The organism is Tenacibaculum sp. (genome assembly GCF_048269885.1).
In the GTDB taxonomy this organism is placed as follows: domain Bacteria; phylum Bacteroidota; class Bacteroidia; order Flavobacteriales; family Flavobacteriaceae; genus Polaribacter.
Window position 1 is genome coordinate 1 of the sequence record NZ_JBLWTZ010000021.1, and the last position, 26520, is coordinate 26520.

Annotated in this window: 29 protein-coding genes; 15 read left to right on the forward strand and 14 right to left on the reverse strand. The window is 31.9% G+C overall.

Annotated features, from left to right (window positions below; translation table 11 throughout):
- Positions 1-457 precede the first annotated feature (457 nt).
- The 7 genes from ACN0WY_RS14220 to ACN0WY_RS14250 form a co-directional block, all read right to left on the reverse strand.
- Positions 458-1576 carry an energy transducer TonB gene (locus ACN0WY_RS14220; protein WP_417800787.1) on the reverse strand — a complete coding sequence of 373 codons (1119 nt, stop codon included), beginning with the start codon at positions 1574-1576 and terminating at the stop codon, positions 458-460.
- 146 nt (positions 1577-1722) lie between these two features.
- A complete protein-coding gene (locus ACN0WY_RS14225; RefSeq protein WP_417800788.1) occupies positions 1723-2385 on the reverse strand; it encodes an energy transducer TonB in 663 nt (220 codons plus the stop codon).
- 76 nt (positions 2386-2461) lie between these two features.
- Entirely contained in the window at positions 2462-3130 is a 669-nt protein-coding gene (locus ACN0WY_RS14230; protein WP_417800789.1) for an energy transducer TonB, read from the reverse strand.
- A gap of 197 nt (positions 3131-3327) precedes the next feature.
- Complete coding sequence (locus ACN0WY_RS14235; protein ID WP_330487120.1) at positions 3328-4257, reverse strand: peptidylprolyl isomerase; 930 nt, start codon at positions 4255-4257, stop codon at positions 3328-3330.
- Between the two features lie 109 nt (positions 4258-4366).
- Positions 4367-5923 (reverse strand): hypothetical protein, encoded by a 1557-nt coding sequence (locus ACN0WY_RS14240; protein WP_417800790.1) that lies wholly within the window; start codon positions 5921-5923, stop codon positions 4367-4369.
- Positions 5913-7499 (reverse strand): peptide chain release factor 3, encoded by a 1587-nt coding sequence (locus ACN0WY_RS14245; RefSeq protein ID WP_330487118.1) that lies wholly within the window; start codon positions 7497-7499, stop codon positions 5913-5915. Before ACN0WY_RS14245 ends, ACN0WY_RS14240 begins: the two co-directional genes overlap by 11 nt.
- A gap of 89 nt (positions 7500-7588) precedes the next feature.
- Positions 7589-8995: a hypothetical protein gene (locus tag ACN0WY_RS14250; RefSeq protein ID WP_417800791.1), complete on the reverse strand. Its 1407-nt coding sequence runs from the start codon at positions 8993-8995 to the stop codon at positions 7589-7591.
- A gap of 154 nt (positions 8996-9149) precedes the next feature.
- On the opposite strand from ACN0WY_RS14250, the gene idi reads away from it, so the two are divergent.
- Genes idi through ACN0WY_RS14265 form a run of 3 tightly spaced genes read left to right on the forward strand, consistent with a single transcriptional unit; the run spans position 9150 to position 11064 of the window.
- Positions 9150-9671, forward strand: coding sequence for an isopentenyl-diphosphate Delta-isomerase (idi, locus tag ACN0WY_RS14255; RefSeq protein ID WP_417800792.1), 522 nt, complete (start codon positions 9150-9152; stop codon positions 9669-9671).
- A 1-nt stretch (position 9672) separates the two neighbouring features.
- Positions 9673-10086 carry a 6-pyruvoyl trahydropterin synthase family protein gene (locus ACN0WY_RS14260; protein WP_330487115.1) on the forward strand — a complete coding sequence of 138 codons (414 nt, stop codon included), beginning with the start codon at positions 9673-9675 and terminating at the stop codon, positions 10084-10086.
- A 3-nt stretch (positions 10087-10089) separates the two neighbouring features.
- The gene (locus tag ACN0WY_RS14265; protein ID WP_417800793.1) at positions 10090-11064 is read left to right on the forward strand and encodes a type I phosphomannose isomerase catalytic subunit; all 975 of its coding nucleotides are present in this window, start codon (positions 10090-10092) and stop codon (positions 11062-11064) included.
- Between the two features lie 79 nt (positions 11065-11143).
- Here ACN0WY_RS14265 and ACN0WY_RS14270 read toward each other — a convergent pair whose 3' ends face one another.
- Positions 11144-11497, reverse strand: a complete 354-nt coding sequence (locus tag ACN0WY_RS14270) for a hypothetical protein (protein ID WP_330487113.1) — start codon at positions 11495-11497, stop codon at positions 11144-11146.
- Between the two features lie 490 nt (positions 11498-11987).
- Here ACN0WY_RS14270 and kdsB point away from each other — a divergent pair, with 490 nt between their 5' ends.
- The 5 genes from kdsB (at position 11988) to ACN0WY_RS14295 (ending at position 14649) form a co-directional block, all read left to right on the forward strand.
- Positions 11988-12728: a 3-deoxy-manno-octulosonate cytidylyltransferase gene (gene kdsB, locus ACN0WY_RS14275; RefSeq protein ID WP_417800794.1), complete on the forward strand. Its 741-nt coding sequence runs from the start codon at positions 11988-11990 to the stop codon at positions 12726-12728.
- Entirely contained in the window at positions 12715-13401 is a 687-nt protein-coding gene (locus tag ACN0WY_RS14280) for an HAD family hydrolase (RefSeq protein ID WP_330487111.1), read from the forward strand. Before kdsB ends, ACN0WY_RS14280 begins: the two co-directional genes overlap by 14 nt.
- A complete protein-coding gene (locus ACN0WY_RS14285) occupies positions 13402-14028 on the forward strand; it encodes a CatA-like O-acetyltransferase (protein ID WP_417800795.1) in 627 nt (208 codons plus the stop codon).
- A 22-nt stretch (positions 14029-14050) separates the two neighbouring features.
- Positions 14051-14317 (forward strand): hypothetical protein, encoded by a 267-nt coding sequence (locus ACN0WY_RS14290; protein ID WP_330487109.1) that lies wholly within the window; start codon positions 14051-14053, stop codon positions 14315-14317.
- Positions 14318-14451: 134 nt separating this feature from the next.
- Positions 14452-14649 carry a hypothetical protein gene (locus ACN0WY_RS14295; RefSeq protein ID WP_047789135.1) on the forward strand — a complete coding sequence of 66 codons (198 nt, stop codon included), beginning with the start codon at positions 14452-14454 and terminating at the stop codon, positions 14647-14649.
- A gap of 30 nt (positions 14650-14679) precedes the next feature.
- Here ACN0WY_RS14295 and ACN0WY_RS14300 read toward each other — a convergent pair whose 3' ends face one another.
- From ACN0WY_RS14300 to ACN0WY_RS14315, 4 genes are read right to left on the reverse strand one after another with little or no spacing between them, the layout of a single operon-like run.
- Positions 14680-15144 (reverse strand): hypothetical protein, encoded by a 465-nt coding sequence (locus tag ACN0WY_RS14300; RefSeq protein ID WP_330487108.1) that lies wholly within the window; start codon positions 15142-15144, stop codon positions 14680-14682.
- On the reverse strand, positions 15141-15677 hold the full coding sequence (locus ACN0WY_RS14305; RefSeq protein WP_417800796.1) for a hypothetical protein: 537 nt from the start codon (positions 15675-15677) through the stop codon (positions 15141-15143). The genes ACN0WY_RS14300 and ACN0WY_RS14305 overlap by 4 nt, the downstream gene beginning before the upstream one ends.
- Before the next feature lie 33 nt (positions 15678-15710).
- On the reverse strand, positions 15711-16256 hold the full coding sequence (locus ACN0WY_RS14310; RefSeq protein ID WP_330487106.1) for an RNA polymerase sigma factor: 546 nt from the start codon (positions 16254-16256) through the stop codon (positions 15711-15713).
- Positions 16257-16311: 55 nt separating this feature from the next.
- Positions 16312-17751, reverse strand: coding sequence for a TonB-dependent receptor (locus ACN0WY_RS14315; RefSeq protein WP_330487105.1), 1440 nt, complete (start codon positions 17749-17751; stop codon positions 16312-16314).
- An 81-nt stretch (positions 17752-17832) separates the two neighbouring features.
- Between ACN0WY_RS14315 and ACN0WY_RS14320 the strand changes: the two genes are divergently transcribed.
- The 3 genes from ACN0WY_RS14320 (at position 17833) to ACN0WY_RS14330 (ending at position 20102) form a co-directional block, all read left to right on the forward strand.
- On the forward strand, positions 17833-18609 hold the full coding sequence (locus tag ACN0WY_RS14320) for an MBL fold metallo-hydrolase (RefSeq protein ID WP_330487104.1): 777 nt from the start codon (positions 17833-17835) through the stop codon (positions 18607-18609).
- Positions 18610-18704: 95 nt separating this feature from the next.
- Complete coding sequence (gene yaaA, locus ACN0WY_RS14325) at positions 18705-19463, forward strand: peroxide stress protein YaaA (RefSeq protein ID WP_330487103.1); 759 nt, start codon at positions 18705-18707, stop codon at positions 19461-19463.
- Entirely contained in the window at positions 19464-20102 is a 639-nt protein-coding gene (locus ACN0WY_RS14330; protein ID WP_330487102.1) for a SanA/YdcF family protein, read from the forward strand. It begins immediately after the preceding gene.
- A 3-nt stretch (positions 20103-20105) separates the two neighbouring features.
- Here the strand turns inward: ACN0WY_RS14330 and ACN0WY_RS14335 are convergent, their stop codons facing one another.
- Positions 20106-21530, reverse strand: a complete 1425-nt coding sequence (locus ACN0WY_RS14335; RefSeq protein ID WP_417800797.1) for an L-serine ammonia-lyase — start codon at positions 21528-21530, stop codon at positions 20106-20108.
- Positions 21531-21620: 90 nt separating this feature from the next.
- Entirely contained in the window at positions 21621-21962 is a 342-nt protein-coding gene (locus tag ACN0WY_RS14340; protein ID WP_330487100.1) for a DUF2853 family protein, read from the reverse strand.
- Between the two features lie 194 nt (positions 21963-22156).
- On the opposite strand from ACN0WY_RS14340, the gene ACN0WY_RS14345 reads away from it, so the two are divergent.
- From ACN0WY_RS14345 to ACN0WY_RS14360, 4 genes are all read left to right on the forward strand, one after another.
- Positions 22157-23527 (forward strand): tetratricopeptide repeat protein, encoded by a 1371-nt coding sequence (locus ACN0WY_RS14345; protein WP_417800798.1) that lies wholly within the window; start codon positions 22157-22159, stop codon positions 23525-23527.
- Positions 23528-23878: 351 nt separating this feature from the next.
- Entirely contained in the window at positions 23879-24862 is a 984-nt protein-coding gene (pfkA, locus tag ACN0WY_RS14350; protein ID WP_330487098.1) for a 6-phosphofructokinase, read from the forward strand.
- A gap of 23 nt (positions 24863-24885) precedes the next feature.
- On the forward strand, positions 24886-25878 hold the full coding sequence (gene gap / locus ACN0WY_RS14355; RefSeq protein WP_330487097.1) for a type I glyceraldehyde-3-phosphate dehydrogenase: 993 nt from the start codon (positions 24886-24888) through the stop codon (positions 25876-25878).
- Between the two features lie 221 nt (positions 25879-26099).
- On the forward strand, positions 26100-26462 hold the full coding sequence (locus ACN0WY_RS14360; RefSeq protein WP_330487096.1) for a methylglyoxal synthase: 363 nt from the start codon (positions 26100-26102) through the stop codon (positions 26460-26462).
- Positions 26463-26520 lie beyond the last annotated feature (58 nt).

Genomic DNA, 26520 nt, shown 5'->3' on the forward strand with positions numbered 1-26520 from the left:
GAAGGAAATCTCAGAGGAAGAAGCTAAAGAAAAAGAAGAAGTAGTACGCAAAGCGAATGAAAAACTTAGCGAGCTTGATAAAAAAATTCAAGAACAAAAAGAGAAAATCAAAAAAGATAAAGAGGCTTTAAAGAAGATTTTATTTCCAGAAGAGAAGTAGTAGTAACTTAAATAAGAATAAGTATAAAAGAGAAGAGATAGCAGTTAAAGTGTTATCTCTCTTTTTTGTTTTAAAAAGATACATCGCAAAGTGCTCTTCCTAGTTAAGGAAGTTTTTTTATCAACGAGAATAGATAAGTATTTTATGTTGAAGCGCAAATACACAAGAGCATGCAGTTTGGATTATGTAAATCAGAGAGGAACTTTGTAAAAAGGGATTTGCAAAGATATTTGTAGAAAAAAAAAGCTTCTAATTTTAATTAGAAGCTTTTTTATATAAACACTATAAGAGTTGTTATTATTCGTGTAATTTAAAGTTAACAGGAATGTAGTATTCAACATTTGCTGTTTTTCCATTATGCTCTCCAGGAATGAATTTTGGTAGTTTAGAAACCATTCTTTTAGCTTCTTCTTCTAATAATTGACCATTTTCAGGACCTTTCATTTTAATATTAGTTACCTCTCCTTTTTTGTCAATTATAAAACGTACCCAAACTCTACCTTCAATGTTTTGTTGAGCAGCTGCCGCTGGATAATTGAAGTTTCTTTGAATATGGCTAACCATTCTTTCATTAAAACATGTTAATTTTTGCATATCAGGAACTTTCGTACAAGCTTTAAACTGAGGAATACTCTGTACCTCTATAAACTTTACAAAATCAGTAATAACTTTTTCCTTTACCACATTAGAACTTTTCTTAGCAACAACTTTTTTCTTAACTGTAGAACTGTTATTAGTTGCTCCTGGTGCTTTAAATGTAATAGGAACTCCATATTTAACCTTAACTGTTTTCCCATTGTGTTTACCAGGGATAAACTTAGGAAGGTTATTGATAATTCTGCTAGCCTCTTTTTCTAAAGATTCACCACCTTTAGGACCACGCATTAAGATATCTTGAACATCACCTTGCTCATTTATAGTAAATTGTACCAATACTCTTCCTTGTATACCAGCATCAATAGCTTCTTGAGGATAGTTGAAGTTTTTAATGATGTGTTTAGTCATATTTGTTTCAAAACACTTCGCTTGCTTAATTAAAGGAACGTTGTTACATTTACTAAACAATGGAATTTCTTCAACTAAGTTAAAAGGAACTTTCTCAATAGTAGAAGAATTATCTTCCAATTCTAATTTACCAATTAACAAAGATTTCTTTTTAATATCAGCTACCTTTTGAGAAGAATTGATTCCTCCAATTGCAGAAACTGCTTCTTTGTTCTTACGAACAACACGCCTTCTGGTCGAAACTTCAATAGATAGTTGTTTTTTTGCACCATTATCGGTGTCTTCAATTGCACATTTTGTGATACTGTTTGGATCGGCGATTTGTTCATCTGGAGTAGTACATACTTCCTGTCCTACAGCCGCTAAAGAAAGTAGCATAGTCGCTACTACTAAGGGGAATTTTTTAATCATGTGTGCTCTATTTTAAGTGTTTGGTTTAGTTAATTAAACGTTAACTAACGCTGTAAATATAAATAAAAAATAGAATATAACAAATTTATTCTGTTATTCAGTTTACTAGAAAGTATTTTACCACTAAAAAAACTAATAAACACCTCTTATGGAACCCTAAAAATTATAGGCAAAGCATATTTAACATTAACAGCATTCCCTTTATGACTACCTGGAATAAATTGAGGGAGAGCAGCAATTAATCTATGAGCTTCCTCTTTTAAAAGAGCACTGTTTTCTGGCCCTTTTTTCTTTATATCAACTACATTTCCTTCTTTATTAATGGTAAATTGGACTAAAATTTTACCTTCAATTTTCTTACGTAAAGCTTCTTTAGGATAATCAAAATTTCTAACAATATGTTTTATCATTTCTCTTTCAAAACATTTTGATTGGTGTATGATTGGAATTTTTTTACAGTCATCAAACAAAGGAATTTGTTCCACTAGGTGAAAAGGAACTTTATCTAAACTAGTTAAAATATCTTCTTCGATTGTTAGTTTTTCAACAAGAGAGTTTTTGTTTTTAATTTGTTCAACCTCATTTGATTTTGTTGAAATACTATTAACTTTTCTAAGTTTACGGTGTCTTTTTCTTGTTGAAAGTTCTTTAATTTTAGTATTTTCAAGAGCTTCTTTTACATCGTCTATAGAGCATTTTGTAATGCTAATTGTATTCAAGTCTTGAATATTTTCATTAGGAGTTTCACATTTTTCTTGTGAATAAGAAAAAGATATTGAAAGAAAAAAAAGAATTAAGATAAGTCTCATTTGTATACTTTAAGGAAGAATTATTTGATGGTTGGCAAAAATAGAATTATCTAAAATTTAGCTAGGCTCTCTTATATTAATTTAATATTAAATTTATAGGAAAAGAATATGTTACGTCAACAGGAATCCCCTTTTCTTTCCCAGATTCTAACTGAGGTAACTTATTAATAATTCGACTAATTTCGTTAGTAATAACTTCACTTGGTTTTGAGCTTACCACTTGAATGTTTTTAGGAGCTCCGTATACATCTATAGTAAATTGAATTAAAATTCTACCATGTATGCCTTCTTCAGAAAATACTTCTGGATAATAGTTTTTTGAAAAATGTTTTTGCATGCTGTCTTTAAAACATTTTTTAGCCTTTTCATTAGAACTTTTTTTACACTTAGGAAATAAAGGAACTTGTTCAACAACAGAGAATAAAACTTCTTTAGTTTGAGTCTTTAAAGAGTTTTTGATCGCTAAATCATTGTTGGTTGTGATGATCGTAACTTTAGAAGAAGCACTCAAACTCGATTGATTTTTTTGAGGAGCTTTTCTTATTTTTTTTATTCTGTTTCTTGCAGTTAGTGTTTGGGTAGTTCTTTCTCTTGAATTTTGTTTTTCGTTAACAATATCACATTTATTTACATTTATAATATTTAAATCAATACGATTATCTTCAGGTGTAGTACAAACTTCTTGTGCGTTTAAAGCATTAAAGGAAAGTAGGAGTGACGCAAAAAAAAGTAAAGTTGTTTTCATAAGGCTTAAGAGGTTGTTTGGTGTTGTAAAAATCACCTTTTTTTGCGTTCATCTTCTTAAGGAATCATGATAAATCTATTAAATAAAATAGTCTTTAATGTTATGAATATTAATTTAACATTAAGCAAAATTAGATTAAAAATAAAGCCTTCATAATTTATGAAGGCTTTATTAATTATATAATATATTGTATGTTATTACTTTACATTCATTAACTCAACATCAAAGATTAACGTTGCGTTTGGAGGAATTACTCCACCTGCACCTTGAGCACCATATGCTAAGTCAGATGGAATAACTAAACGAGCTTTGTCTCCAACTTTTAATAGTTGAATACCCTCATCCCATCCAGGAATTACTTGCCCAACACCAATAGCAAAATCAATAGGTTGTTTACGTTTGTATGAAGAATCAAATACAGTTCCATCTAATAACTGACCTTTGTAGTGTACAGAAACCATAGCTCCTTTAGTAGCTTGTTTCCCATCTCCGTTTTGTAAGATCTTATAACGTAAACCGCTTGGAGTCTCATCGTACCCAGCAGCTACTTGATCTAATAATTCTTTTTGTTTAGCTTTTGCTTCAGCTTCACGTTTTTCACGAGCTCCTTCAAAAGTTCTAAAAGCTTCTACTGCATTAAAAGCTTCAGCAGCATCACCAACACGGATAATTTCTACGTCCATAGTATCGTCTTGAGCAATCGCATCAACAACATCTTGTCCTTCTACAACACTACCAAAAACAGTATGCTTACCGTCTAACCAAGGAGTAGCAACATGTGTAATGAAAAATTGAGAACCGTTTGTTCCAGGCCCTGCATTAGCCATTGATAATTTTCCTGGAGCATCGTGTTTTAATTCAGGGTGAATTTCATCATCAAATTTATAACCAGGATTTCCTGTTCCAGTTCCTTGTGGGCAACCACCTTGAACCATAAAATCGGCAATTACACGGTGAAACTTTAATCCATTGTAATAAGGAGTTCCTTGTGGTTTTGCTGAGTTTTCTAAATTTCCTTCTGCTAAAGCAACAAAGTTACCTACAGTTCCAGGAGTTTTTTCATATTCCAAGTTTACTAAAATATCACCTTTTGGAGTGGTGAACTTTGCATAAATTCCGTTATCCATTTTTCTCTTGTTTATTTATATATGTATGATTCCAGTGTCCAAAATTTAAGGGAAAAAAGAATCTTTTATTAAAATAGCTAAATCATTGTTTTTCTTAGCAATGACAAAGTTAGTTTTTTACTGATAAAGTTGAAAGGTTAAAGCTTAAACCTATGTTAATATTGTTTGAGTTAACATTCCCAAAAGGAGAATAATATCTACCTCCAGATGCAATTATAGAAACTTGATTTACGATATCATAACTCAATCCAAGTGTAGGGCGAATTATAATTCCTTCGTCAGTATCTACGCCAGCACCTCCACCAGCACCTGCCATAACTTCTATAAATCCACGTATTTTATTGTTAAAAAAATAAGGACTGTATACGCCACCACCCACTAATCCGTGAGCATACCCACCTGAACGGCCATCGTATGCAAAACCAGCTTCTCCAGCAATATATAACGAGTGATTTAAGTCATAGTTAACTTTAAAACCAATTAATTGCAAGTCAATTTTAGTAGCGTTATAAACATCATCGGTTTTTGCTACATCAATATAGCTTTGGTTTTGTATTTCAAAACGTAACCCTTTTGTAAGATAAGTACTGTTCTCTTCGGAAGATGTTCCGCCATTTAACCCGAAGTATTTTAAACCAAATCCGAAAGTATACGCTTCTAAATCACCAGCAATGGCACGATAATATCCACCATGACCACTAATGGCAATGTTTTTAAATAGTTTTAAGTCAAATCCTGCGGAAGGGTAGATCATCAATCCGCCTTCAGGAGCTACACGACCACCAGCAGCACCAATACCTAGTTTTCCGAAGAGATTAATGTACTTTGATTGATATGGATGATACCCTGCACCTACAAATAAATCCATAAAGCCAGCGCGTAGCCCTCTGTAAATTGCATCGGTGTGAGCAAATAGAAAAGTATTTTCATTCAAATATTTCTGATATTCAAAACCTAGTACATACAATATTTCATTTAAATCATCACCATTGTCTTTTTTGGAGCTTCCGATAGGTTTAAAGAAGTCAAAACGAATTTGCTGCGCATTTTTAACAACTGGTTTACTCCAAAAATTATCAGGAGAAAGGTTGTCTGCTACAAATTTTTGATGTGCTTTATCATAATCAGTAAAACGTAAAATACTTGGTATCTCTACAAAGAAAGAAACGGAGTTACTTTTTATTTCTCCTGATAAAAAATTAAGATGACTGTATTGTATTCCGAAGGAGTAATCGTTCTTTTTATATTGCAACCCTATATTGGGATTGATAAATCCACCGTCATTTACCAAGTAACGATACCCACCACCGCCACCAAAATGGAAGTTAGCATCTATATATAAGTTCTTGTGTAGTTGTTTGTTGATTCCTAATTCAGCTCCTAAAGTAAACAACCCTCCTTGGTCTCCAGTTACAGCGAAATGAAATCCAGCACCACCATATAGCCAATCGTTAATAGGAACTTGATAATGCAAACCGGTTAAACCCATTGTTGGTTTTAAACTAGGAAATTCATCCGAAGGCATTTCAACAGGAATAAAATTCAAACGAACCTTATTGTGCAACTCTTTTCCTTGTAAATTAGATAAACTCTCTTGACTGTGTGTTGAAAGAAAAGAGAAAATAGAGAAAAGAGAAAAGAGTATGTAGTTTTTTTTAGAACTCACTTGTGAAATGTAATTTTACGGTTGGATATTTTTGTTGCGTCATTTGAATAGTAAACGGAGAATCGGCTAAAAAAACTAGTTGTCCTTGTTTGTCCTTAGCTAAATAACGTTGTTTTACACGTTTAAACTCTTTGAATTCCTCATTCTTAGGGTCTTCTGGTTCTACCCAACAAGCTTTGTGTACCGCAATATTTTCATACGAACATTTAGCACCGTACTCATGTTCTAAACGGTATTGAATTACTTCATATTGTAGGGCTCCAACAGTACCAATAATTTTACGTCCGTTCATTTCTAAGGTAAATAATTGGGCAACTCCCTCATCCATTAATTGGTCTAGTCCTTTGTAGAGTTGTTTAGCCTTCATAGGGTCAGCGTTATTCACATAACGGAAATGTTCTGGTGAGAAGCTAGGAATTCCTTTAAAGTTTAATTGTTCTCCTTCGGTTAAGGTATCACCAATTTTAAAGTTTCCAGTATCGTGTAGTCCCACAATATCTCCAGGGAAAGATTCTTCTACAATTTCTTTCTTCTCAGCAAAGAAGGCATTCGGACTAGAGAATTTTACTTTTTTACCATTACGAACGTGAAGATAAGGTGTATTTCTTTTAAAAGTACCCGATACAATTTTTACGAAAGCTAAACGATCACGGTGTTTAGGATCCATGTTTGCATGAATCTTAAATACAAATCCAGTTAGTTTTTCTTCTTTAGAGTCAACCAAGCGTTCTTCTGCTTTTTTAGGTTGAGGATTAGGAGCGATATCAATAAAACAATCTAATAATTCTTTCACTCCAAAGTTGTTTAGAGCAGAACCAAAGAAAACAGGTTGTAAATCTCCATTAATATAAGCTTGTTGATCAAAATCTGGATATACTTCATTTACCAACTCTAATTCCTCACGAAGTGTATTCGCAGAATTTTCTCCAACAATTTTATCTAGCTCAGGGTTATCTATATCATCAAATTCAACACCCTCTGAGATGGTTTGTTTATGATCTCCAGAAAAAATATTTAATTTCTTTTCCCAAATATTATAGATTCCTTTAAAATCATATCCCATCCCAATAGGAAAACTTAATGGAGTTACTTTTAATCCGAGTTTTTGCTCAACTTCATCTAATAAATCAAAGGCATCTTTACCTTCACGATCTAACTTGTTGATAAAAACAATCATTGGAATTTTTCGCATGCGACAAACCTCTACTAATTTTTCGGTTTGTTCCTCAACTCCTTTAGCAACATCAATTACGACAATAACACTATCTACCGCAGTTAACGTTCTAAAAGTATCTTCTGCAAAATCCTTGTGACCTGGAGTGTCAAGAATATTTATTTTTTTGTTTTTGTAAATAAAAGCCAATACAGAAGTGGCGACAGAGATACCACGTTGGCGCTCAATTTCCATAAAATCGGAAGTTGCTCCTTTTTTAATTTTATTATTTTTAACCGCCCCGGCTTCTTGAATTGCCCCACCAAAAAGTAATAACTTTTCAGTTAAGGTTGTTTTACCAGCATCGGGATGTGATATAATTCCGAATGTACGTCTCTTCTGTATTTCTTCTAAAAAACTCATCTATAAATTTTAAGGTCGCAAAGATACATCGAAACCTTTAAAAGGTCAAGAAGGTTTTCAGAATCCTTTTTTTTACCCTATGAGAAAAACTACGCTAATTTTATAGGCGAATCTTTTAGTGCTTTCCAAAAATTAATAACTTCTAGAGGAGAATTCATTTCTTTATCTAAATTTTCTCTTTTGGTTTTTTGATACTTAGGAATTTCAATGTTTTTAAAATTTTCAAACTTAGCATTGCTACCGTTTTTTTCATCCTTACCTATTTCCCAAATAACATTTGTAGCAACACCATTATCTACAATTCTACAATAATAAGTTTTGTTGGTAACTAAAGTTTGCCCTACTACATAACTATGTTCAGTCATGAATTTCTTAGCTTGAACAGCGTTGTTACTATCAGTTATAATTTCATCGTAAGTTTTTTGCGCATGTTCAATAAAATCATTGGCTGTTTTAGCTACTGTTCCTATTTGGGGTTTTCCATAGCTAGATTCACTTGCAGACTGCCATTCACCATTGCTCTTTTTATTTTTTGGATCAACATTTGCCATTTCTTGATACAGACTTAGTTGTAGTGAAGCACCTAGCATAAAAACGGTAAAGCCTGCTTTGGCATACTCTTTTTGCTGTAGTGCACCTAGCATACCTTCTGCACCTGAAAGAAAGGTTTGATCATACTTTTGTAATAACTTAAAAAGAGCTTGGCGATCTTCTTTATCCTTAATATTACTTTGTTGCAAAGCAGGCACATATTCGTTCTTAATTTTTTGAACTAAATTAGTTATGGCACCGCTAATTGAATCAATTTTACTTTGTTGTATTTCTTGTTTAACTATTTTGGTAATTTGAGCGTATACCTCGTCAAAATAATCAGGAATTTTTGGTGGGAAAATCTCGTCTAAAATAGCATTAGCAATAGCTCCTCCTATAGCGCTTAGCATTCCAGAAGCAATACCTTTTCCAATAGAAACAGCAATACTTGTAACATTGAGTTTTAATGATAAGGAATCTAAATTAGAGTATAGCTTTGAAGGTGTTGTAAATTCATACTCTTGCAGTATGAGGCTACGATCGTTATTAAGCCCTATATTTTTGATTAAAAAGTATAAAATAGCTTTGTTAGTGGTAAGTTCATATACAAGAGTTCGTTTAGGGAAACTTTGAAATGCTTCTGATAGAAAAGTCATTCTACTACTCACGGTTACTTCGTTAGGTAGTAACGGGTATTCGTCGATAATACCTCTTTTAAGACAATTCATATTTGGTTCTAATTCTTTTGGAATACTAGGAACATCTTCTGGTTTAGCCACTTTAATTTCTGTCGTTAAGTTCTCTTCATCAATAGAAATTGATGGTGCACCAGGGAGTCTTTTTTGAATAAGAGTATTAACTTTTACAGTGTAATATTCTTTAGGTGTTTTTGGCTGTAAGTTACCATAAACTAATAAAATATCAGGATTGATAGCACTTAGCCTTTTTTGAGTTAATTGAATCATTTTAATTAAATTTTGCAGTGAATTAATTTAATTTTTCTAAGCTAAGAAAACTAAACAACAAGTTTTTTAATTTAGGTATAAGCGTTATGTTTTTATGCATAAACTGATTAAAATTAACTGATTTTCGTAAGTTTGCTTTTCATAAATTTTCTGTATGAAAGAGCAAGTAATTTTAGTTGACCAGCAAGACAACCCTATAGGGTTAATGGAAAAAATAGAAGCACATGAAAAAGCGTTATTGCATAGAGCGTTTTCGGTATTTGTTTTTAATAATAAAAACGAGTTAATGCTACAACAGCGAGCTGCTGAAAAATACCATTCTCCTATGTTATGGACGAATACTTGTTGTTCACATCAAAGAGATGGGGAAACAAATATTGAAGCAGGGAAACGTAGATTACAAGAAGAAATGGGGTTTTCGTGTGAATTGGAAGAAGTATTTTCTTTTATTTATAAAGCTCCGTTTGATAATGGTTTAACAGAACATGAATACGACCATGTAATGCTTGGTAGGTTTAACGACGAACCTATTGTAAACCCAGAGGAAGTAGCTTCATACAAGTGGATGCCTTTAGAAGAGGTTAAAAATGATATAGAAAGTCATCCAGAAAAGTATACAGCTTGGTTTAAAATAATTTTTAAAGAGTCTTACAGTAAAATAGCTAAGTTCATTTAATATGCCTAAAGTAACAGTTCACAGAAAAGCACATTTTAACGCTGCCCATAGGTTATTTAATCCTAAATGGTCTGATGAGAAAAATTATGAGGTTTTTGGAAAGTGCAGCAATCCTAATTATCATGGTCATAACTATGAGTTAATTGTTTCATTAACGGGTGAGATAGATCAAGAAACGGGATATGTATACGATTTAGGTAAGTTGAAAGATTTAATTAAGTTAAAAGTTGAAGATGCTTTAGATCATAAAAATTTAAACATTGAAGTAGAGGACTTTAAAGACGTTAATCCAACAGTAGAAAACATATCAGTGGTAATTTATAATAAGTTACGTGTAAGTATTCCAGAAAAATTAGACTTAGAAGTTACATTATACGAAACCCCAAGAAACTACGTAACTTATAGAGGTACATAATTTATGATAAACCAATTACTACGATTTACCCCAATTTTAAAACAAAAAATTTGGGGAGGAAAAAAACTGAACCAACTACTTCATAAAAATTCTGATGGATCCAATATTGGTGAAAGTTGGGAGATTTCTGATGTAGATGGAGATGAATCTGTTGTGAGTAATGCTAATCTAAAAGGAAGAACATTAAGAAGTCTTTTAAAAGAGCACAAGCACGATTTAGTAGGTACCTATGTCTATAACACTTTTGGAGAACAGTTTCCATTATTAATAAAGTTTATAGATGCTAAAGAAGTTTTAAGTATTCAAGTACATCCTGATGACAATTTAGCGGGGCTTCAAGAGTCTTTTGGAAAGACAGAGATGTGGTATGTAATGCAAGCCGATGACGAAGCGAATATTATTATAGGCTTTAAAGAAAACTCCAATAAAGAGGAATACATACAGCACCTTAATAGCAAAACTCTCTTAAATATTTTAAATGTAGATGAGGTAGCTAAAGGAGATGTTTATTTTGTACCACCAGGAAGGGTACACGCCATTGGTGCTGGTTTATTAATTGCAGAAATTCAGCAAACTTCAGACATAACTTATCGCATTTATGATTGGGATAGGAAAGATATAGACGGTAATTACCGAGAACTTCATACAAAAAAAGCCTTAGAAGCGATTGATTTCTCTGCGAAGAACTCCTATAAAACTGCGTATAAAAAACAAAAAAACATAGCGAATCAGGTAGTTACTTGTCCTTATTTTACAACAAACATACTTCCTGTAAAAGGAAAGACGAGGGTAGATTTATCTAAAAAAGATTGTTTTATAATTTACATGTGTGTAGAAGGAGAGGTAACATTTTTTTACAAAAACCAACAGGAGGTTGTAAGAAAAGGAGAAACAATTTTAGTACCAGCATGTATTGATGGAGTAGAAATTTTATCAGAACAGCACTCTTCTGAGTTATTAGAAACATATATAAAATAAGCTTAAGAGAAAATCTCCTAAGCTTATAACAAACTAAACGACTGCTCAATCGATTTTTAAAATCAATTTCACAAAATAATTAAGATGCTTTTTTAATGGTATAGCCAAAAGTAGCTGTACAGATAATATTTTGCTTCTTTTCATCTTTTTTAGATACCGTTATATTGAAAACAATCTCAGTATCACTCAATTTTTTGATATTATTTTTAATAATAAGCTTATCATTAAGGTAGGCGTTATGTAACAGATCAAATTCGATGCTGTTAAAACTAACATTAGAAGAATCTGGATAAAAGCTTAAAGAAGTATTTGCGCTAGATTCAATTTTATCGTATAAAACTGACGTTTTTAGCACCTTGTTTTTGCTAAGGTGTTTTTTGTTAACTATGAATTGATTTGGCTGACTGTTTAATGTAATGTTTAACGTTTTCATAATAAGTTTAAGGATTAAGTATTAGTAATTCCGGGTCTCTGTAAAATGGATTTTGCACTGAGTACATTACAGTTGAGGCTAAGTGTTTTCTAATAGAGTTTCGATACTTAAAAGTGTTCATAATGTTTAAAATTTAAAATATTAGTAAATAAAAAAGGTGCTTTTTTTAAAAAGCACCTTTGGTTAAATTTATATTAAAATTGATTATTTAAAATCGATGTTTAAATCTGTTTTTTAGAGTGCTTTTAGGTACGTATACATACTGTTTGTGCATGCGGGCAACACACATAATCGAATTGATCGTGTTAAAAATAAACGTGTATGTGCCTAAAAGCGCCTTCATAGAGAACCAAAAGTAGTAAAAGTTTTTAATAATGAAACAAAACTTAAAAATATTTATTGTTAAAGTTTTATCAATGTGAGTTTTATAAGTGCTTTATAATAGTAGTATAAATACGTATCTTTGATACGTAAACACTTATGATTATTTATGAAGATAATAGCCATGATTCCTGCACGATATAGTGCATCACGTTTTCCAGGCAAATTGATGAAAGATTTAGGAGGGAAACCTGTAATTGTACGAACTTATGAAGCAGCAGTAAAAGCTAGTTTATTTGATGAAGTATATGTAGTAACCGATTCGGAAGTAATTTACAATACTATAGATAAGATAGGGGGTAAGGTACTAATGAGTAAAAAAGAACACGAATGCGGTTCTGATAGAATAGCAGAAGCAGTGGAAAGTTTAGAGGTAGATATTGTGGTAAATGTACAAGGAGATGAGCCATTTATAGACACAGTGTCGCTATCAAAATTGATTAGTGTTTTTAAATCTGATAGTAAAAAAGAAATTGATTTAGCATCACTGAAAGTAAGAATGACGAATGCTGAGGATATTCAAAACCCCAATAACGTTAAGGTAATTACAGATATAAATAATTTTGCTATTTACTTTTCGAGAAGTGTCATTCCCTATCATAGAGATAAAGAAATAACAGTCAGTTACTATAAGCATAAAGGAGTTTATGCTTTTAGAAAAGAAGCATTGATCGATTTTTACCATACCCCTATGACACCTATAGAGGCTGCTGAAAAAATTGAATGTATTCGTTACTTAGAAGTAGGAAAAAGAATAAAAATGATAGAAACCTCGGTGGAGAGTATCGGTATAGATACCCCTGAAGATTTAGAAAAAGCCATAAAACAACTTGAAAATGAAAAACATTAAAATTATATCCTTTGACGCTGATGATACACTTTGGGTAAACGAAACTTATTTTCGTGATGCTGAAGATGATTTTGCACGATTGCTGTCTGATTACGAAACAGAGAATAAAATTCATCAAGAACTGTTTAAAAAAGAGATAGAAAACCTTAAAATTTATGGCTATGGAGTAAAAGGGTTTATGTTGTCAATGGTAGAATGCGCTCTTGAAATTTCTAACTATAAAATCAGCCCTAAAAAAATGGAATCGATTCTTGAAATAGGAAAAGAAATGTTAGAAAAACCAATTGAATTGTTAGACGGTGTTGAAGAAGTGTTGCAAGAATTGCATGGAAAATACAAGCTAATTGTAGCGACCAAAGGAGATTTGTTAGATCAAGAACGTAAGCTAGCGAAATCAGGAATTTTAAAATATTTTCATCATACCGAAGTGATGAGTGAAAAAAAGAAAGCAGATTATAAAAAATTAGTAAAGCGCTTAGATATTAATCCTTCAGAATTTTTAATGATAGGAAATTCATTAAAATCAGATGTATTACCGTTGATAGAAATAGGAGCCGCTGCAATTCATGTTCCGTTTCACACAACATGGGCGCATGAGGAGGTTAATGAAGAACAAAAATCAGACGCTTATAAAACAGTGTCTAGTATTACAGATGTATTAAAAGTTTTATAGATGAAATACCTAGATATTGAGCACTGGAACAGGAAAGAATTATTTAAACATTTTCGAACTTTAGCAGATCCTACTTTTGGTTTAGTTGCAGATGTAACTGTATCTAAGGCTTATTTATCTGCAAAAGAAAAAAATCAGTCCTTTTTTGTTCGATACTTACATGCCTGTATGAAAGCTATTAATACAGTTGAAAATTTAAAATATAGATTAGAAGAGGATAAAATAGCTATTTATGAAACAATTAATGCTTCAGCAACGATTGCAAGACCAGATAATACCTTTGGGTTTTCGTATATAGATTATTCTGAAAATTTTGAGGAATTCAATTTTAACTTTCAAAAGGAAAAAGAACGAATTTTAAACTCTAATGAATTGTTTCCTCCTAAGTACTCTATAGGATGTGTACATTGTTCGGCCATTCCTTGGGTATGTTTTACAGGACACAAAGAACCTTTTTCAGGAAATAAAAATGATAGTGTACCTCAATTAGCCTTTGGTAAAATAAAGCAGCAAAATGAAGAAATGCTACTACCTGTAGCGATAAATGTAAACCATGCTTTGGTAGATGGGTATCATGTAGGACAGTTTTTTGAAAAATTTCAAGAAGAATTAGATAAAATCGATTAGTTTTGCATCAAAATTTATAATTATGGCAAGCATAAAAAATTTAAAGAAAGATATTAACTATACATTAGGAGACATTATTAGTATTTGTCACATCACTAAAGAGTTAAATCCAGAAGCAGATAAAGCAAAAGCAGATGCTATTGTAGATGAGGTTATTGTAACTTTTGATGATTTAATAGCAAAAGTAAATGCAAAAAATGTTGAAGATAAAAAAGCTCACTACAAATCAGTAAATGCTGAGTTAGAGTCAAGAGCTAATGCTTTGATAGAAAAAGTAAATAATTTATAAATAGTGTAAATTACATGTTTACAAAGCGAGACTTATTTAAGTCTCGCTTTTTTTTTGAAAAATTTTAACACTCACATTGGAATAAAATTTCGTAAATTACGTTCAGTATTTAATAATAGATAACCCCAATAAATATGGCAAGAGCTATGTATGAGTACACGAAAACTGTACTTCAAAAAGTTAGTTTTAACGCTGATTTATTTTGTAAAGAGCTTGAAAAAGCACTAGGTAGATTATTACCTTATGAAATAGATGAACTAACTATTTGGCTAAAACAATTTACGGCTAATAAACCAGATTTATATGTTTGTTTAGCCTTAGTCGATAAGTAAAAAAAAAGGAAGCTTTTAAGCTTCCTTTTTTTATTTTCGATGTTTCTTTTTTTCACCCTTTAGCTTTTTGATAAGCTTTCGGTGAAATTCGTGTTCAGCAACCTCTAAGGTGAGGATTTTTTTATCTGATAAAAAGATAGAAAGTTTATCATAAAAATTAGTCTTAGTTTCGTATCGTTCTTTTGAAACTAACTTAATTTTGTTGACAATTTCTTTAGATTCTTTATCGGTTAAGCTATCAATTCCTCCACAACTCAGTATTTTCTTTTTTATACTGTAGCGTTCTGCTTTATAAAGTTCAATCATTTTTTTGTCATATACATTGTATAGTGGCCAAAACTTATTGGCTTCTTCTTCTGTTAAGTTTAACTTTTCAGAAAGAAAAGCAACCTTAAAAGCTTTAACCTTTTCATAATTTCCTTTTCTTGTTTGTGCTTGAACAGAAAAGAAGGATATGAAAGCTATAAATAGTATAAGTAAATGTTTCTTCATCATTGTTCTATTTCGTTTATAAGTGTTGGTGTATCAACAGAATTTAAGTAATCTTCTAATGTTTCATCACTAATAGAGGCGAGTATATCTTCGTCTAGTTCAGAAGTGTTTAATGTTGCCGCAAGCTCACTATTGTCAATATCACCATATCCATTTTCATACCAAGATTCTATATCAGTAGTGGTTATATCTTCAAAAGTAATTTTTTGGGTGTTAAAATAATTAATACCGATGAAAAGTAAAACGGAAGCCGCAGCAGCTAGAGGAATGTACTGTAAAACTCTTTTACGTAATGAAATTACTTTTGGTTCAGTAGTTTGCTCTTTAATTAATTTCGATTGAATTTGAGCTTCAATTGTGTCAAAATAATCATCAGGAGTATTGAATGTTTTCTTTTTAGGTAAACTATCTATAAAAATAGAGGTGTTAATTCTTTCTTCAACTTCTTCAAAATAGTTTTGAGGAACTGAAAAACCACAATTTTTACCAGCTTTTTGGTTTATGAAATTTATAGTATGTTTTATTTTTTCATTCATTACCCTAGTAAGACTATTGTTTTTGTAAAAGGTTTAATTATAGTTCTTTATAAAATGTTCTATTTTTTTTGCAGCTATGTGATACGAGGCTTTTAAAGCACCAACAGATGTTTCAAGAACTTCAGAAATCTCCTCATATTTCATTTCGTCAAAGTACTTCATATTAAATACCAATTGTTGTTTTTGAGGTAATGTAGCTATTGCTTTTTGTAAAATAAGCTGAATCTCATCACCAGAAAACCAATAATCGCTATCAAGGGTAGAAGTGAGTTGTAGTTGATAGTCGGAAATATGGATGTTTTTTTCTTTCGCTTTTTTGTTGATGAAAGTTATAGATTCGTTAGTAGCAATTCTATACATCCAAGAAAACAGCTTACTATCTCTTTTAAAATAATCAATATTTTTAAAAATCTTTACAAAGGTATTTTGTAAAACATCATCAGCATCTTCATGAGAAATCACTATTTTTCGTATATGCCAATACAATCGCTCTTTATATTGCGATACAAGACTTTTAAAAGCAATCTCTTTAGTGGTAGGTTGCTGTAATTGATCTATAAGTGTAATTTCGTCAATCAACTAAAACTGTTTAGTTGTTAGACTCTAAAGATAATAAAAGGTTTAAAAAGATTAATTAATTTCTTTTTGTGCAGCCAAATAAACGTTTTTCTTTGATGGTTTCAGATACTCCTTTTGGCAACATCTCTTCCCAACCATCTTCTCCGTTTTTAATCATTTTTAAAACTTTTCTAGAGAATATATGTAAAATGTCAGGATTAAAGTCTTTAATATCAATTAATCGACCATTATTTTTAAAGAATTTATAAAGCTCTTTCATCCTAGGGTGAACTTTTAGGTTTTCACTAGTAATGTACTCGCCAGTTTCCTCATTTTTATAAGGATACATATATACCTTTAAGTCTCTGTAAAAAAGTTTACCAAAAGCTTCTAAAATACCACCACTTAAATCACGGTAGTACTTTTCATCAAAAATTTGAATCAAGTTGTAAACTCCCATAGCAAGCCCCATTCGTTCTTTAGTATACTCGCTAAAGTACTCTACAAGTTTAAAGTACTCTTGATAATTGGTAATCATAACATTTAAACCAAGAGAACATAGTAGTTCAGCTCTGTCTAAGAAATCGCGCTCGTTAATTTCTCCTTCAGCACGAAGATTACTTAAGGTAATTTCAAAAATTATTTTTGTTTTTTTAGGATCTACTTTATTCTCGTTATAGAAAGATTGTTTAGCACGCTCAAACATATCCATGTTAACCTTTGTTACAGGTCTGTAACTTCCACGAAGAGCCAAAATATTCTTTTTGTAAAGTACTTGTGCTGGTAGTAAATTATTACCGTCAGGACCAAACATTACAGCATTTGTCATTCCGTTTTTAACAAGCTGTAAACTCATTAAACGGTTGTCAACATACATAAAACGAGGTCCAGAGAAATTAATCATGTCAATTTCTAAGCGATCCTTGTCAATATTATCATAAAAAGATTTTAATAAATCTTTCGGATTATCATTTAAGTAATAAGCGCCATAAATTAAGTTTACACCTAAAACACCTAATGTTTCTTGTTGTTGACGCGCATCCGTTTCTTTAAAACGAAGGTGTAAAACAATTTCATTGTAATCTTCTAATGGATCTAATTGAAAACGAATACCAACCCAACCATGTCCTTTAAATTTCTTGGTAAAGTTAATAGTTGCTACCGTATTAGCATAACTAAAAAATAATTTATCAGGATGTTTTTGGCGGTCAAGTCGCTCCTCAATTAAGTCCATTTCATGCTTCAACATCTTTTTTAATCGGGGCTCAGTAACATAACGATTGTCTTTTTCAATTCCATAAATGGCATCAGAGAAGTCTTTGTCATAAGCACTCATTGCTTTTGCTATTGTACCAGAGGCTCCACCAGCTCTAAAAAAATTACGAACAGTTTCTTGACCAGCCCCAATTTCTGCAAAAGTTCCATATATATGAGCGTTTAAGTTAATCTTTAACGATTTCATTTTGGTAGTTGGTACAGTACTTATCTTTTGATCTCCTTTTAACGTAATTGCCATTTTGTTGTTTTTTGTTACGTAGTACAAATGTACTGAAATTACAAACGAACAGACAATTTTTGTTGTATTTTTGTGGTGGAAATGAAGAAAAAAAATCAAGTAAAAATAACTTTTTTAGGAACAGGAACTTCTACTGGAGTTCCAATGATTACAAGTAAACATCCTGTAGCTTTGTCTAAAAACCCCAAAGACAAAAGATTACGATCTTCGGTGTTAGTTTCATGGAAGGATGCTAATTATGTGATTGATTGTGGACCCGATTTTCGTCAGCAAATGATGCGTGAAGAAGTGGCATCAATCAACGGGATTTTATTTACCCATGAGCACGCAGATCATATTGCAGGCTTAGATGAAATACGTCCGTACTGCTTTCAAATAGGACCTGTACCTATATATTTAACAGAAAGAGTACTAGGGGTTTTACAAAAGCGATACGATTATATTTTTGCTACCGAAAATAGATATCCAAGTGCACCGAGTGTGGCTCCAACCATTATTTCACATAACGAAAGTTTTGAGTTAGCAGGAGTAAAGGTCAGGCCAATTGAAGTAATGCATGGTAACTTACCTATTCTCGGATATCGCTTTAATAATGTCGCATATATAACCGATATTAAAACGATTTCAGAAAATGAAAAAGAAAAGCTAAAAAATCTTGATGTTTTAATTGTTACAGGTTTGCGAAGAGAACCCCATAAAACACATTTTAATTTAGAAGAATCGTTAAGTTTTATAGAAGAGATAAAACCGAAAAAAGCATATCTAACGCACATAAGTGAACTTTTAGGGTTACATGAAGAGGTAGAAAAGGAATTACCAGAAAATGTGTTTTTAGCTTATGATGGACTACAGGTGTAGTATTAAAAATATCAATACTACAATCAATATAAATTACCTGAAGTAATTGATGATTTTAAAATAGCTTCTTATTTTTACTTTCAAATATTTATAGCATGAAAATTATTATATCGCCAGCAAAATCGTTAGACTTTGAAAGCAAAGCGACTACCGATGTGTATACACAACCTAGATTCCTAGAACAATCTGAAAAACTGAATAAAAAGCTAAAAACACTATCTAGAAAAAAATTGAGTGAATTAATGAAGATCTCTGATGAATTAGCTAGTTTAAATTATGATAGAAATCAAGATTGGCAACCCCCTTTTTCTTTAAACAATGCAAAACAAGCTGTCTTTGCTTTTACAGGTGAAGTATACAGGGGGATAGATGCTAACTCTATAGCAGAAGATAAAATTTCAGTTTTACAAGAGAAGTTAAGAATTTTATCAGGATTATATGGTTTGTTAAAACCGTTAGATTTAATTCAGCCCTATCGTTTAGAAATGGGAACTAAATTAAAAGTAGGAAGAAGAGAAAACTTATATAAGTTTTGGGATACTACATTGGCCGAGTCGTTAAATGAAGAATTAGGAGAAGGTGAATTGTTAATTAATTTAGCAAGTACCGAGTATTTTAAAGCACTTCCTAAAAAAGTATTGCAAGTACCGATGATAACTCCTGTTTTTAAAGATTTAAAAAACGGACAGTACAAAACTATTATGACATTTGCTAAGAAGGCACGTGGATTGATGGTACGTTATATTATAGATAATAATGTGGAAACTTTAGAAGAGTTAAAAGGTTTTGATGTGGATGGATATGGTTTTTCTGAAGAAATGTCTACTGAAACAGAATTAGTATTCACACGATAAATGAAACGAAAAAAAGTTGCTATTCTTTTTCTTTTAAGCTGTTTGTTAATTATTGCTTCTATTTATGTTTCAAATAAAGTAATAATTAATCATGCAGAAGGAAAACTATTTAACTCTACAGAAAACATCCCCAAAAATAAAGTAGGGCTGTTATTAGGTACAGCAAAGTATTTGTCTGATGGTAGAGTCAATTTGTACTACCAGTTTCGATTGAATGCAATAGTAGAACTGTATAAAGCTAAAAAAATTGATTTCATTTTAGTAAGTGGTGATAATGGGAGTAAAGGATATGATGAGCCAACTGATTTTAAAAATGATTTGATTGAAGCAGGAATTCCTGAGGATACAATTTTTTTAGATTATGCAGGTTTTAGAACCTTAGATTCGGTAGTACGGGTGAAAGAAGTTTTTGGTCAAACCTCTATAACTATAATATCTCAACAATTTCATAATGAAAGAGCCTTGTACTTGGCAAACCATTTTGGTGTTGATGCAATTGGATATAACGCCAGAGGGGTTTCTGGAAAAAAAGCTATAAAAGTTCAATTAAGAGAATATTTAGCAAGAGTAAAAGTATTTGTAGATATTCTCTTAAATGTCAATCCTAAGTTTTTAGGAGAACCTATTGAAATAAAATAACCCTTAACAATCCGCTAAACGAACTGTAACAGCTAAGCCACCTTCAGAAGTTTCTTTATAATTTCTATTCATATCTTTAGCTGTTTCCCACATTGTATCAATTACTTTATCTAAAGGAACTTTAGATTCTTTAGGGTTGGTTTCTAAGGCTAATTCAGCAGCATTAATGGCTTTAATAGCTCCCATAGCATTACGCTCAATACATGGCACTTGTACCAACCCTCCAATAGGATCACAAGTAAGTCCTAAGTGATGTTCCATGGCAATTTCAGCAGCAACTAAACATTGTGACGGGGTTCCGCCTAATAATTCTGTTAATGCCGCCGCCGCCATAGCAGAGGATACCCCAATTTCAGCTTGACATCCCCCCATAGCCGCAGAAATTGTAGCGTTTTTCTTAAAAATACTTCCTATTTCTCCAGCAACTAGCAAGAACTTTTTAACATGCTCAAAAGTAGCGTTGTGGTTTTCTATTACTAGGTAATACATAATTACGGCAGGAATTACTCCAGCACTTCCATTGGTGGGAGCAGTAACGACTCTACCCAAAGAGGCATTTACTTCGTTAACAGACAAAGCTAAGCAGCTTACCCATTTTAAAATTTCACGGAATTTTACTTCCGTACTCCTAATAGCGGTAATCCACTCTTGTTGGTTGGTATATTCTGCTTCTTTTATAAGTCTTTGGTGTGTTTCAAATGCACGACGTTTTACATTCAATCCACCAGGTAAAATTCCTTGAGTATGACAACCAATATACATGCATTCTAACATAGTACTCCATATGCGATGTAACTCTTTGTCGATATCTTCAGCAGAATTAATTACAAGTTCATTTTGGTAAACAATATCAGAAATGTTTACACTTTCCTTTTCACAATACGCTTCGAGTTCGGTAGCCCTGTTGATAGGAAAGGGGAAGTTTTGTTTGTTAATTTCAATACCTTCAGCAAGGTGGTCATCTTCCTGTACAATAAAACCTCCACCAATAGAATAGTATGTTTCTGTAGAAATTTCTACACCATTTGAATAGCCTCTAAAGGTCATGCCATTAGCATGAAAAGGTAAAAATTCTTTATTAAATTTTACAGAACCATTGGCAAAAACAATATTTCTTTCGTTATTAAAAAATAAAAATTCTTTGGTTTGAATATCGCTAATTATAACATCAATGGTTTCAATAGGAATATATTCAGGGTCAGCACCACTTAAACCTAATAAAACAGCTAAGTCTGTTGCATGCCCTTTACCAGTTAGTGAAAGTGAACCATACAAGTCTACTTTTATTTCTTCAATTAAAAGAAATTCATTGGTCTCTTTTAATTTTTGTATCCATTGTTGAGCCGCTCTCCAAGGGCCTAAGGTATGAGAACTAGAAGGTCCCACCCCAATTTTAAGCATGTCAAAAACGCTGATAAATTGCGACATAAATATAAGTTGTTTGTTGGTGGCTAAAATAAAAAAATCCTGTATTTAAAACTTAAATACAGGACTTATATTTTCTTAAAAAGAGAGCGACTACATTCCGTAAACAGACTCCTTATCAAATTTCTTAACTAACATGTAGTATACAACTGCACGATACTTATTTCTTTCAGACTTTCCAATTCTCTCCATCACTTCTCCAATAGCCTTATCTAATTCAGGTCCATCAGCTAAACCTAATTTTTTCATTAAAAAGTTCTTCTTAACTGTTTCTAGTTCTTTAGGGTCGCTACCAGATACTGTTTCTGCATCATTTTTATAAATAGAAGGCCCTAGTCCTTTTGTAACAGCAGTTAATAACTCAGTGTTAGAACGAATATCTCTGTCGTCCATAAATTTTTTATAAAGTGCTACTTTCTCGTCAAATTTACTCATGATTTTTTGTTTAAAATTAGATATTAATTTTTTGTTCTTTCAAATATAGAAAAATAATTAACTCTTTCAAATATCTAAGTGTTAATAAGAAAGAGAGGTAGCTATTGTTAATTAAATTGTTGAAAAGAAATGAACACCTGAGTAAATGGGTATTATTCTTGTAGTAACTTTATATAAATTCAAATCTGTAGCCTATGTCAATATCAAAATTTGAATCCATGTTGAAAACCAACGAGGTATATTTTTTCGATGCTGTAGAGTTTGAAACAATTATAGAGCATTATTTAAATATAGGTAAGCAGTCGTTGGCAAAAAAAGCGGTGCAGTTAGGTTTGGAGCAGCATCCGTCTTCAATTCAATTGAAGTTAATGAAAGTAGAAATTTTAATTTTTGAAGATGAATTGCATGAAGCAATTAAGATGTTGTCTAACATCGAAGCCGTAGAACCCCATAATGATGAAGTATTCATTCAAAAAGCAATTATTTTATCTAAAAAGAAACAGCACATAGAGGCAATTGCTATTTTACAAGAATCTTTACAGTATATAGAAGACCCATCCGATATTTGGTCAATGATAGGGATGGAGTACTTATACCTTGATGATTTTGAAAATGCACGTTTGAATTTTGCAAAGTGTATTGAGGTAGATTACGAAGATTATTCTTCGTTATACAATATTGTGTATTGTTTTGATATGGAAGACAGTCATGAAGATGCAATAAAATTTTTAAACTCTTATTTAGATAAAAATCCATATTGCGAAGTAGCGTGGCATCAACTAGGAAGACAGTATTTTGAGTTAGGAATGTTTAAAGAAGCGTTAACAGCTTTTGACTATGCGGTATTAATTGATGATAGTTTTATAGGAGGGTATTTAGAGAAAGCAAAATCATTAGAAGAGTTAAAGCGTTATGAAGAAGCTATAGAAAATTATTTGGTAACCCTTGAACTAGATGATCCAACCGCTTACGCCTACATAAGAATAGGAGAATGTTATGAGAAACTTGAGAATACTCAAACCGCAATTCATTTTTATAAAAAAGCCGTACATGAAGATCCTCTTTTAGATAGAGGTTGGATTTTGCTAACAAACGCTTGTTATAACCAAGAAAATTATCAAAAAGCACTGTATTATATCAATAAAGCGATTCATATAGATGAAGCAAACGTTTTGTACTGGAGACGTTATGGAGACATCAACTTGAAGCTTAATTTTTACGAAGAGTCCGTTAAAGCTTTTAAAACGTGCTTGTCATTAGGCGATAGAGAAATTGAAATCTATGTGGCATTAGCAGATTTATTATTGTTTTTAGGTGAATTTAATGAAGCACTTAAGACATTAATTCAAGCGAAAAAAACATATAAGGAGTTTGCAGAAATTGAATACAGGCTTTGTGGGTTATTTATGATTCTTGGAAAAGAAGAGTATAGTGTAACACATTTAAATAATGCTTTGGCTATCGATTTCGAATACCATACAATTGTAAAAGAGTTGTATCCTTCTGTTTTTGAAAACAAAAGAATACAACAAATCATATCTAGTTACAACAAAGCCATTCAGTAACTACTTACGAAATTGCTATCAAAATTAATTGTTGGGAATTATTACTAAATCTTCTAATTAAGAACACAAATAAAATTTGTGGTTCTTATTTTTTCTTTGCAAACTTATGTCTGCTAATTTTTTAGTGCTTCACAAGTTAACTCTTAAGTATGAAAGTAATTAATTACAAGGAGAATAAAACCTTGTAATACGACTGTAATTAGAAGAAAGAGAATTATGTACTTTGTTGAGTGATGTAGGTTGCAAGTAACCGACCAAAAGGAAACGTTAAATTTCAATTAAAAAGTAAAAATGAAATCATTGTTTTTTGTTTAAAAATGACTAAAATTGAGTAAATTTGATATTCGTTTTATGAGAAAAATAAAAAAAATAGCAGTGATGACTTCTGGAGGGGATGCTCCAGGAATGAATGCGGCTATACGATCTGTTGTAAGAACTTGTGCTTATTATCGAACAGATTGTATGGGAATATATAGAGGGTATCAAGGATTGATTGAAGGAGATTTAATTCCGTTAACCGCTAGAAGTGTAAATAATATCATTCACAAAGGAGGTACTATTTTAAAGTCGGCTCGTTCAAAAGAGTTTAGAACAAAAGAAGGGAGGCAAAAAGCCTATGAAAGTCTAAAAAAGAACAATGTAGATGCGTTGGTGGTGATTGGAGGAGATGGCTCTTTTACTGGAGGAGTGATTTTTAATAAAGAGTTCAATTTTCCTATCATAGGAATTCCGGGAACCATAGATAATGATATCTCTGGAACAAGTCATACACTTGGTTACGATACAGCGTTAAATACAGCTGTAGAGGCAATTGATAAAATTAGAGATACAGCGTCTTCTCACAATCGACTTTTCTTTGTCGAGGTTATGGGACGTGATGCAGGGTTTATAGCATTAAATGCAGGGGTTGGTGCAGGAGCGGAAGAGATTTTAATACCAGAAGAAGATTTAGGATTAGAAAGAATGTTAGAGTCTCTAAAGAAAAGTAGAAGATCAGGAAAATCATCTAGTATAGTAGTAGTTTCTGAAGGAGATAAAACCGGTAAAAATGTATTTGAATTAGCTGATTACGTAGAAAAAAACTTACCTGAATACGAAGTGAGAGTTTCAGTATTAGGGCACATGCAAAGAGGAGGCTCTCCGTCATGTTTTGATAGGGTTTTAGCAAGTAGGTTAGGAGTAAGTGCTGTAGAACTATTACTTGATGGAAAAACAAATTTAATGGTGGGGTTGAAAGATAATAAAGTAACTGCTACCGATTTAGAAAAAGCAATCAAAGGGCAACATAATATTGATACCGAACTATTAAGAGTATCAGATATTATGACCACTTAAATACGAATATAAAATTTTAAATAATGATAAAAATAGGAATTAACGGATTTGGAAGGATTGGTCGATTGGCATTCCGTTCTGCAATGAAAAGAGACAACATTCAAGTTGTGGCTATTAACGATTTGTTAGATGTAGATTATTTAGCCTATTTATTGAAGTATGATTCTGTTCATGGACGATTTGAAGGAGTTGTTGAAGTCAAAGACGGAAACTTAGTAGTAAATGGACAAACAATAAGAATTACTGCTGAAAGAAATCCTGAAAACTTAAAATGGAATGAAGCAGGGGCAGAATATGTAATCGAATCTACAGGTTTTTTTACCGATAAAGATAAAGCAGCAATGCATATTACTGGAGGGGCAAAAAAAGTAGTTATTTCAGCACCTTCAAAAGATGCTAATATGTATGTGATGGGAGTAAATCATAAAGATTTAACAGCTGATGAAATTATTTTTTCAAATGCTTCATGTACCACAAACTGTTTAGGGCCATTAACTAAAGTAATTCACGATAATTTTGGATTGAAAGAGGGGTTGATGACTACAGTGCATGCAGCCACATCAACACAAAACACCGTCGATGGACCGAATAAAAAATGGAGAAGAGGGCGTTCAGTAGTAAATAATATTATTCCTACTTCAACAGGTGCAGCAAAAGCTGTAACAAAGGTTATTCCAGAATTAGAAGGGAAATTAACAGGAATGGCAGTTAGAGTTCCTGTGGCAGATGTTTCTTTAGTAGATTTAACGTTTAGAACAGAAAAAGCGACTTCGTTAAAAGAAATTTTAGCAAGCTTACAAGAGGCTTCTGAAGGTGAATTTAAAGGAATTATAGGATATACTGAAGATGAGGTGGTATCACAAGATTTTGTGTCAGAAACGAGAACTTCAGTAATTGATGCCGATGCTTGTTTAGAATTAAATGAAAACTTTTTTAAAGTAATATCTTGGTACGATAACGAGTTTGGTTACGCAACTAAGATTGTAGACTTATTAGAGTATTCGGCTTCTTTATAAAAGCATAAATATTTTATCCGTAGTGCATTTTGAAACAACAATATTATAGATGATTGTCAGTTCGAGTGATTTTGAGGTACGAAAAATCGTATCGAGAACTAATTTAACAATCAAAATTCTTTTTCTCGATACAAATTTCACTCATTGCAATCGTGAAATTCACTCGAATTGACAGAATTATATCAAAAAGCACAGCTGGTAATATTTTTTTAACACTATTTATGGAAATAGCAATTATAGCACATGATGGAATGAAAGCTGAAATGGTTCAGTTTTTAAATGAACACAAAGAAGTCTTACGTCAAAAAAGTGTTCAATTAATAGCTACAGGAACAACTGGAGAAAAAGCAGAAAAAGCAGGTTTTGAAGTAATAAAATTTTTATCAGGACCTATTGGAGGCGATGCGCAAATTGCAGGCAGGGTAGCAGAAGGAAAATGTCAAATGGTTTTGTTTTTTAGAGATCCGTTAGCAAAGCATCCACATGAACCAGATATATCTATGCTAATGCGTTTGTGTGATGTACACGATGTGCCGTTAGCTACAAATCCATCTACAGCAGAATTGTTGATAAAAGCAATATAAAAATTATAAATAAAAAAGAGAAACACAATTGTTTCTCTTTTTTGATTGATAAAAATGT

Excerpts from the sequence above, each read along its gene's own strand:
- ACN0WY_RS14220 (WP_417800787.1), bottom strand. The coding sequence starts at position 1,576 with ATGATTAAAAAATTCCCCTTAGTAGTAGCGACTATGCTACTTTCTTTA.
- ACN0WY_RS14225 (WP_417800788.1), bottom strand. The coding sequence starts at position 2,385 with ATGAGACTTATCTTAATTCTTTTTTTTCTTTCAATATCTTTTTCTTAT.
- ACN0WY_RS14230 (WP_417800789.1), bottom strand. The coding sequence starts at position 3,130 with ATGAAAACAACTTTACTTTTTTTTGCGTCACTCCTACTTTCCTTTAAT.
- ACN0WY_RS14235 (WP_330487120.1), bottom strand. The coding sequence starts at position 4,257 with ATGGATAACGGAATTTATGCAAAGTTCACCACTCCAAAAGGTGATATT.
- ACN0WY_RS14245 (WP_330487118.1), bottom strand. The coding sequence starts at position 7,499 with ATGAGTTTTTTAGAAGAAATACAGAAGAGACGTACATTCGGAATTATA.
- ACN0WY_RS14250 (WP_417800791.1), bottom strand. The coding sequence starts at position 8,995 with ATGATTCAATTAACTCAAAAAAGGCTAAGTGCTATCAATCCTGATATT.
- idi (WP_417800792.1), top strand. The coding sequence starts at position 9,150 with ATGAAAGAGCAAGTAATTTTAGTTGACCAGCAAGACAACCCTATAGGG.
- ACN0WY_RS14260 (WP_330487115.1), top strand. The coding sequence starts at position 9,673 with ATGCCTAAAGTAACAGTTCACAGAAAAGCACATTTTAACGCTGCCCAT.
- ACN0WY_RS14265 (WP_417800793.1), top strand. The coding sequence starts at position 10,090 with ATGATAAACCAATTACTACGATTTACCCCAATTTTAAAACAAAAAATT.
- ACN0WY_RS14270 (WP_330487113.1), bottom strand. The coding sequence starts at position 11,497 with ATGAAAACGTTAAACATTACATTAAACAGTCAGCCAAATCAATTCATA.
- kdsB (WP_417800794.1), top strand. The coding sequence starts at position 11,988 with ATGAAGATAATAGCCATGATTCCTGCACGATATAGTGCATCACGTTTT.
- ACN0WY_RS14280 (WP_330487111.1), top strand. The coding sequence starts at position 12,715 with ATGAAAAACATTAAAATTATATCCTTTGACGCTGATGATACACTTTGG.
- ACN0WY_RS14285 (WP_417800795.1), top strand. The coding sequence starts at position 13,402 with ATGAAATACCTAGATATTGAGCACTGGAACAGGAAAGAATTATTTAAA.
- ACN0WY_RS14290 (WP_330487109.1), top strand. The coding sequence starts at position 14,051 with ATGGCAAGCATAAAAAATTTAAAGAAAGATATTAACTATACATTAGGA.
- ACN0WY_RS14295 (WP_047789135.1), top strand. The coding sequence starts at position 14,452 with ATGGCAAGAGCTATGTATGAGTACACGAAAACTGTACTTCAAAAAGTT.
- ACN0WY_RS14300 (WP_330487108.1), bottom strand. The coding sequence starts at position 15,144 with ATGATGAAGAAACATTTACTTATACTATTTATAGCTTTCATATCCTTC.
- ACN0WY_RS14305 (WP_417800796.1), bottom strand. The coding sequence starts at position 15,677 with ATGAATGAAAAAATAAAACATACTATAAATTTCATAAACCAAAAAGCT.
- ACN0WY_RS14315 (WP_330487105.1), bottom strand. The coding sequence starts at position 17,751 with ATGGCAATTACGTTAAAAGGAGATCAAAAGATAAGTACTGTACCAACT.
- ACN0WY_RS14320 (WP_330487104.1), top strand. The coding sequence starts at position 17,833 with ATGAAGAAAAAAAATCAAGTAAAAATAACTTTTTTAGGAACAGGAACT.
- yaaA (WP_330487103.1), top strand. The coding sequence starts at position 18,705 with ATGAAAATTATTATATCGCCAGCAAAATCGTTAGACTTTGAAAGCAAA.
- ACN0WY_RS14330 (WP_330487102.1), top strand. The coding sequence starts at position 19,464 with ATGAAACGAAAAAAAGTTGCTATTCTTTTTCTTTTAAGCTGTTTGTTA.
- ACN0WY_RS14335 (WP_417800797.1), bottom strand. The coding sequence starts at position 21,530 with ATGTCGCAATTTATCAGCGTTTTTGACATGCTTAAAATTGGGGTGGGA.
- ACN0WY_RS14340 (WP_330487100.1), bottom strand. The coding sequence starts at position 21,962 with ATGAGTAAATTTGACGAGAAAGTAGCACTTTATAAAAAATTTATGGAC.
- ACN0WY_RS14345 (WP_417800798.1), top strand. The coding sequence starts at position 22,157 with ATGTCAATATCAAAATTTGAATCCATGTTGAAAACCAACGAGGTATAT.
- pfkA (WP_330487098.1), top strand. The coding sequence starts at position 23,879 with ATGAGAAAAATAAAAAAAATAGCAGTGATGACTTCTGGAGGGGATGCT.
- gap (WP_330487097.1), top strand. The coding sequence starts at position 24,886 with ATGATAAAAATAGGAATTAACGGATTTGGAAGGATTGGTCGATTGGCA.
- ACN0WY_RS14360 (WP_330487096.1), top strand. The coding sequence starts at position 26,100 with ATGGAAATAGCAATTATAGCACATGATGGAATGAAAGCTGAAATGGTT.